The organism is Sphingopyxis sp. (assembly GCF_016704835.1).
In the GTDB taxonomy this organism is placed as follows: Bacteria; Pseudomonadota; Alphaproteobacteria; order Sphingomonadales; family Sphingomonadaceae; genus Sphingopyxis.
The window spans coordinates 166,511-180,523 of sequence record NZ_JADIZJ010000021.1; the positions used below are offsets into that span (position 1 = coordinate 166,511).

The 14,013-nt window shown below is 57.5% G+C and carries 15 protein-coding genes and 2 pseudogenes; 11 read left to right on the forward strand and 6 right to left on the reverse strand.

Annotated elements, in window-relative coordinates:
- Nucleotides 1-328: 328 nt before the first annotated feature.
- Complete coding sequence (locus tag IPF76_RS15860; protein WP_293846086.1) at nucleotides 329-946, reverse strand: hypothetical protein; 618 nt, start codon at nucleotides 944-946, stop codon at nucleotides 329-331.
- 166 nt (nucleotides 947-1,112) lie between these two features.
- Here IPF76_RS15860 and IPF76_RS15865 point away from each other — a divergent pair, with 166 nt between their 5' ends.
- Complete coding sequence (locus IPF76_RS15865) at nucleotides 1,113-1,274, forward strand: head-tail connector protein (RefSeq protein WP_293846088.1); 162 nt, start codon at nucleotides 1,113-1,115, stop codon at nucleotides 1,272-1,274.
- Between the two features lie 104 nt (nucleotides 1,275-1,378).
- Nucleotides 1,379-1,708, forward strand: coding sequence for a hypothetical protein (locus tag IPF76_RS15870; protein WP_293846090.1), 330 nt, complete (start codon nucleotides 1,379-1,381; stop codon nucleotides 1,706-1,708).
- Nucleotides 1,709-1,876: 168 nt separating this feature from the next.
- Here IPF76_RS15870 and IPF76_RS15875 read toward each other — a convergent pair whose 3' ends face one another.
- From IPF76_RS15875 to IPF76_RS15890, 4 genes and pseudogenes are all read right to left on the reverse strand, one after another.
- Nucleotides 1,877-2,191 (reverse strand): hypothetical protein, encoded by a 315-nt coding sequence (locus IPF76_RS15875; RefSeq protein WP_293846091.1) that lies wholly within the window; start codon nucleotides 2,189-2,191, stop codon nucleotides 1,877-1,879.
- Between the two features lie 1,011 nt (nucleotides 2,192-3,202).
- Nucleotides 3,203-3,963, reverse strand: a protein-coding gene (locus tag IPF76_RS15880) for an IS5 family transposase (RefSeq protein WP_293847379.1) whose coding sequence is annotated in 2 segments (ribosomal slippage) — nucleotides 3,203-3,639 and nucleotides 3,639-3,963 — 762 coding nt in all. Because the reading frame shifts where the segments join, the coding sequence is not laid out codon by codon here.
- A 153-nt stretch (nucleotides 3,964-4,116) separates the two neighbouring features.
- Nucleotides 4,117-4,659, reverse strand: coding sequence for a hypothetical protein (locus tag IPF76_RS15885; protein WP_293846093.1), 543 nt, complete (start codon nucleotides 4,657-4,659; stop codon nucleotides 4,117-4,119).
- Nucleotides 4,660-5,207: 548 nt separating this feature from the next.
- A pseudogene (locus IPF76_RS15890) lies at nucleotides 5,208-6,397 on the reverse strand (IS256 family transposase).
- A 74-nt stretch (nucleotides 6,398-6,471) separates the two neighbouring features.
- Between IPF76_RS15890 and IPF76_RS15895 the strand changes: the two are divergent.
- From IPF76_RS15895 to IPF76_RS15930, 8 genes are all read left to right on the forward strand, one after another.
- Complete coding sequence (locus IPF76_RS15895) at nucleotides 6,472-6,876, forward strand: hypothetical protein (RefSeq protein WP_293846095.1); 405 nt, start codon at nucleotides 6,472-6,474, stop codon at nucleotides 6,874-6,876.
- 63 nt (nucleotides 6,877-6,939) lie between these two features.
- Entirely contained in the window at nucleotides 6,940-7,188 is a 249-nt protein-coding gene (locus tag IPF76_RS15900) for an acyl carrier protein (RefSeq protein ID WP_293846097.1), read from the forward strand.
- A 22-nt stretch (nucleotides 7,189-7,210) separates the two neighbouring features.
- The gene (locus tag IPF76_RS15905; protein WP_293846099.1) at nucleotides 7,211-8,800 is read left to right on the forward strand and encodes an amino acid adenylation domain-containing protein; all 1,590 of its coding nucleotides are present in this window, start codon (nucleotides 7,211-7,213) and stop codon (nucleotides 8,798-8,800) included.
- Entirely contained in the window at nucleotides 8,797-9,387 is a 591-nt protein-coding gene (locus IPF76_RS15910; protein ID WP_293846100.1) for a GNAT family N-acetyltransferase, read from the forward strand. Before IPF76_RS15905 ends, IPF76_RS15910 begins: the two co-directional genes overlap by 4 nt.
- A gap of 36 nt (nucleotides 9,388-9,423) precedes the next feature.
- Nucleotides 9,424-9,660 (forward strand): hypothetical protein, encoded by a 237-nt coding sequence (locus IPF76_RS15915; protein WP_293846102.1) that lies wholly within the window; start codon nucleotides 9,424-9,426, stop codon nucleotides 9,658-9,660.
- Nucleotides 9,630-10,172, forward strand: a complete 543-nt coding sequence (locus IPF76_RS15920; protein WP_293846104.1) for a hypothetical protein — start codon at nucleotides 9,630-9,632, stop codon at nucleotides 10,170-10,172. Before IPF76_RS15915 ends, IPF76_RS15920 begins: the two co-directional genes overlap by 31 nt.
- 213 nt (nucleotides 10,173-10,385) lie before the next feature.
- A complete protein-coding gene (locus tag IPF76_RS15925) occupies nucleotides 10,386-10,574 on the forward strand; it encodes a hypothetical protein (RefSeq protein ID WP_293846106.1) in 189 nt (62 codons plus the stop codon).
- Nucleotides 10,575-10,587: 13 nt separating this feature from the next.
- Nucleotides 10,588-11,730, forward strand: a complete 1,143-nt coding sequence (locus tag IPF76_RS15930; protein ID WP_293846108.1) for a hypothetical protein — start codon at nucleotides 10,588-10,590, stop codon at nucleotides 11,728-11,730.
- A gap of 207 nt (nucleotides 11,731-11,937) precedes the next feature.
- Here the strand turns inward: IPF76_RS15930 and IPF76_RS15935 are convergent.
- Nucleotides 11,938-12,099, reverse strand: a pseudogene (locus IPF76_RS15935) (integrase core domain-containing protein); the annotation flags it as partial.
- 704 nt (nucleotides 12,100-12,803) lie between these two features.
- Between IPF76_RS15935 and IPF76_RS15940 the strand changes: the two are divergent.
- Entirely contained in the window at nucleotides 12,804-13,670 is an 867-nt protein-coding gene (locus tag IPF76_RS15940; RefSeq protein WP_293846110.1) for a DUF1996 domain-containing protein, read from the forward strand.
- The last annotated feature ends 343 nt before the right edge of the window (nucleotides 13,671-14,013 follow it).

Genomic DNA, 14,013 nt, shown 5'->3' on the forward strand with positions numbered 1-14,013 from the left:
CGATCTGAGTTGGGTCGGGCAAGACGTTGGCAGAAACGATCGATTTCCTTCGCGGGTCCGTGAAGCGGATCGCGCCATCACGCTTAAATCGTTACCACTGCCGCATCCCGATGCAGGTCGGGCACTCGGGTTCGTTGTCCTCGCAAGGATTGCCGCAACGACAGTGGCCAGGCTTGTTGCGAAGTTGCCAACGATCATGGGGCGAACGCATCAGGTCAGGTTGAAAAAGCTCACATAATGAGCGAGCGGTGACGCCCGGTATCGGGCGTTGCCATTGCTAACCTCAGCGAACGCGCTGGCTTCGCGGCTGAACCTTTTTTGCGGATCGTCAAAACGGATCGTCCAGCCATTTTTCAACGGTTGAGATGGGAACTTGCTGTGTTCCGATCCTAAATATCGCTCCGCGCCCTACCATCTCCGGGGTGCCAAGAATCTCAGCAATAGGGAGGTAGTGTGGCCGATGGCCGTAATCGTCAACCATCAAGGTTCCGATCGCGCCGGCCTCTTCTGCCCTACGCGCAGTTTCGAGGGCGCAGGCGATGCGATATCGCCCATCAACCAAAATGAAGTCCGGGAATGGCCCCTCTCTCCAAGGAGCGGAGATGTAACGCTTAGCTTTTGCCTTGCTGGGAAAAAGCGGCTTACCCCACTTCCCGACCAGTCCCATGTCAACCACCACCTGATCAATTGATGTACCAGCCAGCTTCGTGGCGACGCTTCGGGCGAAATATCGGTCACTTTCAACGCTGACGCCGCGGATGCCTTTCGCGCTCGCATAAACCGTACTGCCGCCCGAGCCGAACTCGACATAAAAATTCGCTCTGCCAATCTCCGCTTTGAATCGCTCGACTTCTTGCAAGGGCATAAACGGCTCGTCGCCTGGTGGATCGAAGCCGGAGACTCTTTGAACATAGAGAAATCGCAAAAGATCGAAAATTTTACCCATGCCGAACTCCGTTTTGGCGCCTTGGGCACTGTGCCCGCATCAACTGGATTTGCAACTTCGTTAACTAGCGCTACGCTCATTGAGGAGCCGGAAGCGAGGAACGGCGATCACCTCCGTCGGGCTTCGATCCCGCAATCCGTTCTGCGCCGGCAAAAGGAGAGATGCAATGCTCGCGCTCTATCTTGCAACGCTGCTCGTCGGCGATGTCGTTGATCCCGGCCCGTCAGCCGAGCCAATCACGCTCGCCGAAGCGAAAAAGCACCTGCGTGTCGATTCCAGCGCCGACAACGCGTTAATGGAAGACGCGATCGTCTCTGCGCGCGATTGAGTCGAGGGCTATACCGGGCTCCTGCCGACGCGCAGCTGAGCGCGGCGAGCCGCCCAGCGCGGATCAATCCCGCTGCCGCAGCCTATTGGCCAGCGGCTCACACCGTGTTCGGAGGCATCGAGGAGACCTTCACCGCGGGCTTTGTCTATCCGGCCGACGCGCCGATGATTCTGAAGCGCGCTATGCTCACTATGCTGACGGCTTTCTATGAGGACGGCGACGGCGGCGACATGTTCGCAGCGTCCGAAAAGGCCGCCATGGCGCTGTGCACGGAGGCGCCTGCGACAGGCAAGGTCAGGATACAAGCCGCATTGCCGAGTGCGGCTGACCTGGCTGTCGAGCCGAAGCCGGTGCCGACCCTCGATATCCTGACCGATGCTGCGGCCGAGGCACGGTACAACAGCGCGGTCGAAGACTGGGGCGAGCGCGGATGATCGACCGACGCGCGAATATGTCGGTGGTCGAAGGCGCACGGCTCGACCGCTCCATGTCCGTCGCCTATAGAATAATCTGACGAAATCGCCGAGCGGTGATGGAAGCCGGATAGGCCCAGGCCTGCCCCGCTTTTTTACGGAAGAGGCGATCATCACGCGAAAACTGGGTCAACTTTCAAGTTCTGAGGCTGAAATCTTGTTGCAAAACTGGACTGCATCCGGCGCGTGGCCAGCATGGTGGTCGGATATGTCTTTATCCATATGCCACAGCATTCGATACTCAGCCTGGGCAGAATAGCGAGCCGGCTTCGCTAGATAAGGGGCGCTGCCGTGAGCCCGGGAAATATCGCCAGCCACGCCCCCCATCGAGATCGGTGACTGCTGCAAAGGAGGGATTTCGTTGGCGATATCTTCGACGTTCCGTCGCAGCTTTTTAAGACCATACTGGCAGTGATTGCCGACCCCTCCGACGAAGCCCACCAACCAGGGGGTGATGCCACCGCGCGTGGATCATCTCGCCTAAGTCATTATATAAGGTGCCCGATGTTGGCCCAACAATGTCACAATTGGACGCACCGCACTCGCATCGCATCCACGGTGTAACCTCGCATGGGAGGATTCCGACCCAGGCCTGCAGAATGAGGCCTTACATTGGGAAGAGCATCCTCCCCCTCCGTTGGCAGCTGACACAATCCATAGTATGCGAGTTTGCTGGCGATGCTGCGACGGCACAATGTAAATGGCATCGCTGTTGACCCCCGGCGTCGTCAGCAACCCAGAGGAACCGCCCAGAGGTTCTCGTGGAGCCAGCAATTTCGACTGTCGGTGTTTGTCCTGGACGAAACGCGCCGGTGAGCGGCCTCGTGTCGAACAGCCGCTTTCTTCCGACGAGTACATGGATCGATGCCCGTGTGCACTTTCCTGATCTCCGCACAACATTCTGTTTATCTCAAATCGCGGTGCGGGGCGGATATCTTGCACACTATTATATGGTCAGCTTAACAAAAACCGATACTGCGAGTTGCTCAGGCGGTAACGCAGCTAGCTTCGTTACGAGCCGCGCGGCCGCGCAGGACAGCGGCGGAGAAAGTGTCGGGTGAGAGTCAAGTGCGAGCGACGACGCATCTGCCGCCGGCGCGAATTGTGTACTTTTAGTGGTCCGAAAGCCTCCCGTTGCCTAAAATCCGAAAGTGGTAGGAACCTGTTATTAGGTTAACGGTTAACACAGCTAGCCACATCCCGCTTGCCCGCGCTCGCGGTATGCGGTGCAAAAGGGGGGCGGCAGGGGTAACTCTGTCGCCCTTCCCTTGACCGGCGTCATCGGGCCGCCCCCATTCATCGGACATAATAGCTCCGCGATCCTTAAACCTGCCCAAAAAGTCACTGGTTTGGTCGCTGCCGTGCTTTGTTTTTCGCGTCACTGCTTGACGCTCTATCGTCGGACCTCGGGTCCGGTCACAATCATCGGCCGCTCCTAGGGTCAGGACTCATTGATCAGAGCCAGAAGATGACGGTTGCGGCGAGGGCGACGGCGGAGAGGAAGGTCTTGGCGCATCTGTCGTAGCGGGTTGCGACCCTGCGCCAGTCCTTGAGACGACCGAACATGATCTCGATGCGGTTGCGGCGTTTGTAGCGGCGCTTGTCGTATTTGACGGTCTTGTTCCGTATTTTCCGGCCCGGGATGCAGGGCGTGATGCCCTTTTCCTGCAAGGCATCGCGGAACCAGTCGGCATCATAGCCCCGATCGGCCAGCATCCATTGCGCTTTGGGCAGACTGTCGAGCAAGGCTGCCGCGCCGGTGTAATCGCTGACCTGCCCGGCGGTCATGAAGAAGCTGATCGGGCGGCCATTTGCATCGGTCACGGCATGAAGCTTGGTGTTCATGCCGCCTTTCGTGCGGCCGATCAGGCGTCCCGGACCCCCTTTTTTACCCCAAGGCTGGACGCCGTGCGGTGGGCCTTCAAATAGGTCGCGTCGATCATGATCGTCTTGCGCTCTGGCGCCTGAGGTGTCGCCAAGCCCTCCATCATGCGGATGAAGATGCCTTTGTCGCTCCACCGCTTCCAGCGATTATAAAGCGTCTTCGCCGGGCCATACTCCCTCGGCGCATCGCGCCACCTCAGCCCATTGCGGTTGACGAAGATGATCCCGCTCAAAACCCGTCGATCGTCGACCCGCTCGCGACCATGGCTCTTCGGAAAATAGGGCTGAAGACGCGCCATCTGCTCGTCCGTCAGCCAATACAAATCACTCATCATTCAGGCTCCTCGCCGAGAGCCTGAATCACAGCCGTCACCGCTAATCAACGGGGCCTGACCCTAGATCCAACCGCATGACGCAATTTATCGGACGAGTGCGTCACAAAACTTGAAGTTGGTCGACTAAGCGAAGATTGTGAAGATCTCGCGTTACGTACCGGAGCCGAAAACGTTCGGCTTTATGGCGAGGAGGTTCCGATCGATTTCAATCATTCTGGTTTCCAATGACATCCAATCCGATCGACGTTTAGCGTCATCGCCATATTCCAGGCGGAGCCGAGCTTGCGCGTCGATTATATTGTCGCGGTTGCGTATCAGCTTGTCCCAATGGTCTTTCGCAAGTTCTCGCGGGTGAGCAGGCGGTTGAGCAGCCACAAGGATCGAACGATCTCCTGCGTCTCGGCGGACCGTCAGGTCGACTGCTTCACCAACCGTATCAGGCGCTTCGCCATCGTTGTTGAGGAGCGGTTGGCCGCAATAGTGAGCAGATTTGATATGGTGCCTCACGACATAATCGGCAAAAGCAGCCCCCTCTTGCGGGCTTAGCCGCTCTCGGATCGTTTGCACCGTCTGCATGTTGCTCAGATCAATGTCGGACAAGGCAATGTCTCGAACCGCGGGCGTACACCCCCCAAGCAGACCAACGAAAAGCAGAAAAGTTCGTGTCATGGCGAATCCTTCAGGCGTGCCCATTTATCCGATCAAGGTTAATAAAATTGAGCTGCCGGTCAGGATTTGAGGATCAACGCCGATCAATTAGGATGCCTCTCGTGCTGCGGGTCGGCTGACCCTGGGCGACATATGCGAGCGCTAGAGCGATGAAGCTGTGGTTAAGTGCGCTTGCTTACGTGGGCCGAACAAATTGAGTGGGATGCCATGCTGCAAACACTGGTTCGACTTGGGCCTGACCAACGACTGGCAGCACATGATCCCGGCAACAGCGTTCACGGCCGTGTCTCAGTAAATGGCGGGAAAAGGGCCTTGTACGAATGACCTTGATCGATCACGCGGCAGCTTTTTGAGTGAAATCCACGCATGCTGCGACAATCACGGTCTGCCTGTCGGCTTCATACTGACCGGCGGCGAGGCCGCGAATTACGCAGCTGCCGAGGCGCTGATCGACGTGCGCGCCGCGCAACCAGGGCGCTGCAGGCGGACAAGGCTTATGATGACCATCGCTTACGGGAAACCCTGCCGGTCGAGCCCGTCAGAAGTTTTATCCGTGAGGCTGATTGTCGTCATTAGATGACGAACCTTTCGCCGAAGATCACGGCGAACTGGGTTTTTGCCTCGGTCCATTTGCGCGGCGGTCGTTTCCACTCCGGCGCCTCATTATTGAGGACGAGGTATATCAGCTTCATGGCAGCGTCGTCACTGGGGAAGTGTCAGCGGGAGCGAACAGCGCGCCAGAGCATCGAGTTCAAAGCCTCAATAGCGTTGGCGGTGTAGATCATCCGGCGGATAGCCTCACTAAACGGCAAAAATGGGATGACCTGATCCCAATGGCGCCGCCAACTTTTTGCGATCGCTAGGTATTGCTGGCCCCAATGCCCAGCCTCTAACGCGTCCGGGGCGGCCTCGGCGCTCTGGGCGCGATAGACGCTGCGGATCGAGCTCGAGATCGACTTGCGATCTTTCCACGATGCGAAGCTTATGCTGTTTCCGATCAGATGCGCGAGCATGTTTGCACGACCGTCTCGGAGAACACGGCGTTGATGGTGTCCGGGAAGCCCTTCAGGTCATCGACGACGGCGATCAGGATATCGGCGACGCCCCGGCTCTAGAGCTCGTTCATGAGGCTCATCCACAACTTCGCGCCCTCGGTCTGCTCGATCCAGATCCCGAGGATTTCCTTGGTCCCGTCGGGCAATATGCCGAGCACGATGTATACGGCCTTGTTCCGGACTAAGCCCTCATCGCGGATTTTAACGCGGATCGCGGCGAAGAACACTAGCGGGTAGCAGGCGTCGAGCGGATGGCCCTACCACTCCGCGATCGTCTCCAGCATGGCGTCGGTCACCGTCGAGATCAGGTCCGGGGATACGTCGATGCCGTAAAGCTCCTCAAGGTGCCCACGGATCTCGCGAACCGTCATCCCGCGCGCATACATCGAAATAATCTTGTCGTCGAAGCCCGGGAACCGGCGCTGATATCTCGCGATTAACTTCGGATCGAATGTTCCCTTGCGATCCCGCGGGATACCCAGCGACACTTTCGAACTGCCCGTCAGCATCGTCTTTTGAGACGTTCCGTTGCGCCGGTTTCCTACACCTGCCGCCGCCTCTGATTCCAGATGATCGTCTAACTGGGCAGCCAGCAATCGTTCCGACAGCGCCTTTTTCAAATCGTCGATTAAGCCGTCCTTGACAGATAGCTCCTGCGGATCACGGCCTACCAGCAACTGATCCAATACTTCCTTGTCGATAGCCATATGATGGTCCTCTTCATTCCATCTTACAGCCTCGCGCACAAAACTTCTGACAGGCCGTGCCGGTCCGGAGCATTATGCCGATCATCCCGCCCATCGAATCCAAGGTGCCAGAGCATCCCGACAATTGCCGCCAACGTGACCGCAAGCGATTCGGGGAAATGGCCGGTAAGTTCATACAGCCACGACGAATCGACACCTGCTATGACACAACCCTTCTCTGGCTCGAAAGCCTCCACAACCGCGCCGCCACGCGCCTAGGGTTGGAGTATTTTGTCATCGCGGCCAAGGCGAATAGCATTGTCATTCACGCCGGCTTTGCTAGGAAGGACTGGACTGGCCCCAAATATTTGGTCCAGGCCTGCAGCGTTGCAACATTGAAGGCAAAGGCCGCTGCAACTCCCCCGCCTCGTCAAGCTAGCGCCGGACTCGAAGACCACTGCCAACAGTTTTTAGCAGCGTCGGCTCTAAAACAGCGTTAACGATATTGTTGTGCGTAATCGGCTAAGTTAAAGTCGAGAGCATGTCTCCGGAGGAAAGTTTTAATGGATTCAACTAGCCGACAAGTCATCCTTGATCAGATTAACGCAATTGTTTCGGACGTATTGCGACTCCCCGATCTTTGTATGGATGAAGCCACCACTGCAAACGATGTACCGGGTTGGGATTCGCTTACCCACATTCAAATCATCATTGAAATTGAGCGCAAGTATGGGGTTCGGTTCACGTCCACGGAAGTGGCACAGCTCGAAGATGCAGGGTCATTGATCGAACTCGTCATCAAACATAGCTAACCTATCGTCGGAAAAATTTAGTATGGAAGCGGATTGTCTCCCCAAGGATTTGGGATCGACATTAATCGGCCTTGCGCGCCGAAATAGGCAGAGCACTGCCCTGTGGAGCAGGGGTGCACAGCTATCGTACGAGGAATTATTCGAACGCGCGAGCGGTATCGCTCAGGCGCTTGTTGAAAACGGCGGTGTCGGTCCTGGGAAGCGGGTTGCTATTCTCTCCGACCGAACTTTGACGGCTTATGTCTCCATCGTCGCCACGCTATTAGCGGGGGCGACCTACGTTCCGCTCAATCCCCGCTTCCCGATCCAGCGCAATCGTCAAATCTTGCAGGAATCCGGAGCATTTGCGCTGCTCTGCGATGAACGGCACCGCGCGCTTATCGGGGAAGTTGTCGAGGGATTGCCCAGTCTGGAGCTGGTAGGCTTCCCGGAAGGCGGTATTGCCGAAGGCGTGACCCTAAAGCAGCTTGGGGCGGAAGCGCTGTCCCCTCGCCCGCTCGACCTGTCCGCCCCCTGCGAGAGCGCCAGCGGCGACTTCGCCTATTTGTTCTTCACCTCAGGCAGCACCGGCAAGCCAAAGGGGGTGCCAATCAGCCATGCCAATGTCTTCGCCTATCTCGATGGCATTCGCACGATCTGTAATATCGGCCCCTCGGACCGGCTACTGCAATTGGTGGACCTGACATTCGACCTCTCGGTCCATGACATGTTCCTGTGCTGGACGTCCGGAGCCTGCCTTTACAGCGTGCCCGAGAACGCGGTCCTGCTGTGCACGCGCTTCGTCAGTGAACATGACATCACCGCTTGGCTGTCAGTGCCGTCTACTGCGGGATTGATCAAGCAGGCTGGCTTGCTTGAGCCGTCAAGCATGCCGACGCTGCGTCACACGTTTTTTTGTGGCGAGGCGCTCACCGGCACGGTGGCTGAAGCTTGGGCGGAGGCAGCGCCCAATTCGCACATCACCAATATCTACGGTCCTACCGAGGCGACCGTGGCATTTAGCGCGTTCCAATATGTGCCGGGGCGAAAGGATCCGCCAGCGGTCGTGCCGCTCGGCGAGCCCTTCCCTGGCCAACATATGGCGCTGTTTTCGGAAACTGGCGAGAAACAGGATTTTGGGGAAATTTGCCTGGCGGGAAGCCAGGTCATGGAAGGCTACTGGCAAGACCCCGAGTTGACCGCCAGGCGCATGTTCGATGCCGATGGCCGCCGCTGGTACCGCACCGGAGACCTCGGCCGCTATGACGTAGGCGAGGGTTTTCTCTATTCCGGGCGAGCCGATCATCAAGTGAAGATTAGGGGCTATCGAGTAGAACTCCAAGAAATCGAACATGTCGTGCGCGAGGAAGCACGGTCAGATCTGGTGGCTGTGCTGCCTTGGTCACAAAAGCCAGGAGAACCGGCCATGGGCTGCGCCGCCTTTGCGCTGAACCCGCTCCAGGACGAAATAACAACGCTGCAGGCTTGCCGGGCGCGCCTGCCCGAATACATGGTACCGACGCGTATATTAGCGGTGACTGACATGCCGTTCAATGCCAACGGCAAGGTCGACTATGTCGCGTTGCGCAGCCACCCGATGATGGCGAGGATAATGGAGCGCCCAAGGCGATGACGCTAGCGTCCAATGCCGGCGATGTCGCGCTGCGACGCGTAGACGAGCTGTCGGCTGAGCAGCTTATCGAGGCGGCGCGTTTAGTCCGGCTGGCCATGCCGCATTTCTATCAGCCCTTGACGGACGACCGGGCGGAAGTTCTCATCGCCGCGCAGCTGGTCGAACCGGGCAATGAACTGTCAGACACCCTCTGCAGCCTTTGCGGGGAGTCCGTCATCAGCATTATGTGCGCCTATCCGGCGCGGGAACAGGCGGATCGCCAGCGCGCTGGGCTGCATTTGCTGGGTGGAGCGCTCGACCGCGTGGAGGTGTCCCGGGTGTTTGAGCATCTGCAGAGCTTTCGTGAGCAGGTTGGGCCGATTAGTGCGCGCGGAATGTATCTGGCGCGCATCGCGATCGCCGAGAGCTACAGGGGGACGTCGCTGGCGAGCAATCTGCTAGCCGGTCTCATCGAGACTGCTGGTGACGAGGGCGTTTCGCTACATGTCCGCGCGGATAATCGCCGCGCGATCGCTTTATATCAACGACGGGGCTTCAACTTCGTTGATGATGAGGGCAAGGATTATCGGATAATGGAGCGGCGCTGAGACATATGGGGGCGTCCAAGCAGACAGAGAAGATTTTTGGAACAGGCCGTCATTTCAGTTAACAGCATGCTCTTCTGGATTTTCGCCGCGCTGACTATCGTGGCGATGAGACTGCTGAGTGGCAACGCCAAGAGGCGCTATGTGCAGGCGGCGATCAACCTCGGGTTTATCGGCCTGCTCGTGCACGGTCTTGTCATTCACGTCGCCGTCGCAATCATGGTCTTTATAGCTTACTGCGCCTTATGGCAGACACCAAGCTGCGGCAGATCCTGATGGCGCTGACTTTGGGTTGGGTGCTGATCTTCTTCATTGTCAACAAGACTGGCGGCGCTCTGGCGGTCAACCTTCCGCCGGGATTACCTCCGCTGCTCGCCGCAGTCGGCTTTTCCTTCGTCGCGCTGCGAGCGATTGAGGTCATCCGCGCGGTTAATGAACAGAATGATTCGACGCCCGACGCCATCGATCTCGTCAACTACCTGGTCCCATTCCACATGCTGGCAGCAGGCCCTATTCAAGCCTATGACGATTTTCGACGCCCGGCGGAAGTTCCCGCGTTAGACAGGGCAGCGGCGCTTTCGGGCGCAGAAGCGATCGCCAACGGCCTTTTTAAGAAGTTCGTGCTGGCCTTCGCGGTCCAGCGAATTTTCCTTAACGATTTTGATTCAACGGGGATCCACTTGCTGGTGGAATCGATGTTCTTCCTATTTTTGAGTTTGATCCAGTGCTCATTGCTTCTGTCGCAACAAGCGTGTCTTTCCTGCTGTGTGGGCTTTGGCACGGACTGACATGGGGCTGGCTCGGTTGGGGGGCGATGCACGCCGCTGGATTGGTCGCTGTGCGCGTATACGGCAATTGGCTGACGAAGCGCTTTACGCCGCAGCAGATGGTCGCATATCGCCAAAGCCGCGTTGCGGGGCTCGCCGCTACTCTCCTGACATATACTTATGTGTCAGCGGCATTTCTGCCGGTATTTTTAATCGGTAAAGGATCCTAGGCTGATGATTCAACGCCGCCTGAGCAAAGAACCCGAACGGGCCGACACGACGGCCGCCAGCGCTTCGCCTAGGGCGCGGCTTCGCAAACTCCTTGGCACTTTGCCCGTGCGTGCAGCCATCATCGCAAGCAAGTTAATGATCGTCTACATCCTGTCGCAGGCGGATGCGGCCTTTTTCTATCAACAATTCTGAAAAGAAGGCCCTGATGCGCGCGATTCGTTCCTTGTTCCCACTCGCAGGTGTTACCGCGTGGATTGTCACGTTCGTCGTCACCGTGAATATATTGGCGTTCGCACTGGATGGCACTTCGTTTCTGCGATGGCTCCCCGAAAGGAGCACCGGAGTTGGCTTCCTGTTAGAAAGCAAACAACGTGTCGATGCGGCCCAGGCTGCCTATCAGTCTGGCATGGCTCGCGACGGCAAGTATCTCGCCGCAATCGTGGGCATATCGAATGTCCGTGAAGGTGTAAGCATCGACACCCTGACCGAGGCGCATTCCGACCGCTGGCGTTTTATCGGCGTGGCTGGCGCGGGCGCAGGCGTGCCTAGCACGGCGGAACAGGCCGAACTGGTCCTCAGCAGTAATCTACGGCCTGATCTGGTTGTGCTGGGCATCTCGCCGATGCATTTGCTTGATCCGCTTGTCGACCCAATCAAATCACGCGCAATTGCCGGCAGGTCTGCGCCGCAAAACTTGATCGAACAGGTGAAGAGTAATGTCAGGCAATCATTTTGGCTGATTAACAGGCGCACTGATCTGCGCGCGTGGTTCGACCGGCGTTTGATGGATATTCGATCTGCGGCGCAGACCATCATCGGCGTTGATGCAACTTCACAAGATTCTCGAAGTCCTTGGCGCCCTATGTTACGAACGCTGAAGGAAACTACGCCGACGGATAAAGCCATCGAAAGCGGGCTGGCTTGGGCGCGATCATTCAGTGCGAATGATTTGAAGGCTTATGAGCAGAGCAGACAGGGACCACATGTCGGAGCAAAGATCATACGCGATTTCACCGCTCGTGGCGCATGTGTCGTCGTGTTGATGATGCCCGAGCACAGTAGGCTACGCGCGCTGGAGCCGACGGGTGTCGACAGGTTTGTCGAGGATCGCTTGCGCAGCGAGAGCGGGATGCGGGGTCTCAGTATAGTGAATTTGCGCGATGCTGTAGCTGACTCGCAGTTCAATGATCTGGTTCATCTGAATGGAAAAGGGAGCGCAACTCTCAGCGTTCATCTAGCACAAGCAATTGACCGGCTTGCTATCACCGGGCCGCCACTTATGGCCTCGCCTAAGTCTTTGCCCTCCCGACAGCAGAATTGCCGTCATGTATCGTCGAGGAGCACCTAGGTCGTTCTGACAAAATAGCATCTCGAGCGCGGATCGTCTGGGTGTAAGACTGCTCTTGAGTAGCATTCATGGTCAATGGATTTGTCGGACGAGCAGCGGTTGCTCTGCCACCTGAATTCTGGACCAGTTGCGGTTAGAGTTTTCCGCCGTAGTGACCTGCACCCCGATGCTGGACCACTTGGCTGGCGGCCTTCCAGCGTGCGTGCATCAGGGCGGGCCATGTGCCGCTGATGCCAACATGAGCGATATCGGCGGTTTGTTGCCGATCGCGCTGTGGGGTCGTCCTTCGCTGTAGTCTCTACGCCAAGCCTCGCATTTTCAGACCGCGTCATCCAGGCTCATGAACCAATGCTGGTTCAGGAATTCTGCCGGTCATCCCGCGCAGGTCGAACCGCAAGGTGCGAGAGCATTCCCACTGTCGCCGCTCCCGAGACCGCAACAGCGTCGGGCGCATGTTCGAAAAGTTCAAACAGCGACGACGCATCACCATCCGCTATGACAAACCGTCCGCTCGTTCGAAGGCTTGCTCAACCTTGCCGCCACGCGCCTGTGGCTGAAGTCATCGCTAAACGGCCCACCGTTTAGTCTGTCCAAGGCTTTTTCGGAAATTGCGCCACAGTCGCCGCATCGGCCAAGCGCCGCTGCTGCGAAATACAATATCTGTGGCGGGCCGCCTTTACCTCAAATTAGCCTTTGCGTGGCAATATTGCGCAAGGGGTCACTCACCAACTCATTACTTGCTTCGGCCGATCCTCCTTGTCGCGGCGCTTGCCGCCGCGCCTGAATAGGGGGTCGAGAATATTAATTGTTGGGAATCGCTGCATAAATATTTGCCATTGAGGAAACATATGCATCGTTTTGTTTTAGTATCCGCTTTTGCTCTCGCAACCGCATCCTGCGGCGGCGGAGGTTCCGGCAGTAGCAGCGATGCAGCCCCAGCGGTCGTGCTGCCGCCACCGCCATCGCCTCCGCCGACCACACCTGCTCCGACACCGCCGCCGACGGGCTCAGTGGGGACCGCCGCAGGTGCGGCAGCGCAAAGCGTCACCGCGATTCCGAGTAATTTTGATCCCATGAGCGAACTGTTGGCGACTTCGTTGCCGCCAACTTCGGCTCCCGATGTGGTGGGCGCGTTTCGGTTCATCTGCATGCCTGGGCAGCTCAAGGCAGATGACCCGATCGTTTATCCCGGACAGCCGGGTAGGAGCCATTTGCACCAGTTCTTCGGGAATGATACCGCCGATGCCTATTCAACTTATTCAACGCTGCGCACGAGCGGCAACTCGACCTGCATGTCACCCGTGAACCGGTCAGCCTACTGGATTCCTGCTCTGCTTAACGGCAAAGGTCAGGTGGTCCGGCCTGACTATGTGGGCATTTATTACAAAAGGCGACCGAAGTCGGACCCGATTGTGTCCGATCCCACTCACCCGCAGTATATGGGCAAGGCGACTAATCTTCCCAACGGCCTGAGGTTCATCTTTGGACGTGACATGCTCAATCTGGCAGACGCGCCTACCGGCAAGCTGCACTTCGGCTGCGATGGACCCGTGCCTTTCACAAAACAGGACTGGTCGAACTTCGAGGACGCTCAACGTGGCTGTCCCGTAGGCAATCGGATTGGGGCGACTATGAGCGCGCCAGATTGTTGGGACGGGAAAAACCTAGACAGCCCCGATCACCGAAGTCATGTCTCCTATGGCTCGTACGGAAACTGGGGCTATCTGAAGTGCCCTACAACCCATCCTTTTGTCATACCGGCCTTCACAATTGGGGTTTGGTATACTCAGGCTGCCGGAGAAACATACGCGTTCGTCTCTGACCACATGGACACATCGCCAAATCATAAGCGCGGCGACACATTTCATTCAGACTTCTTCATGGCGTGGGATCCGATCGTTCATGAACTTTGGAGAAGAACTGCCTCGACAAAATGTTAAATTGCTCAGCTGGTGATCTCGGCAACGGCCAGAGAATTAAGCAGACGTGGGAAGCAAGCTGGACCGCTAATCCGCGCCTAGTGAGCCTCAACTAGCGGGCGCGGCCACCAGCCTCACCGCGCAGGAGCGGCGATACCTTATCTCGCTTGGGATGACGCAATGATCATCCGCTGAGCAATTGCGCAGATCCGCGTAGACGAACGTTTCACGCCACATTGGCCATCGGAAGGGCAAACTTACAGATCCTGCAATCGGCGCTATCTTCTATAGTGGTGACGCTGTAAGCAGTGTCGCGCACCAACAGCCAAGCCACGGTCGAGCTCACTACGGGCGGGTTACGCCC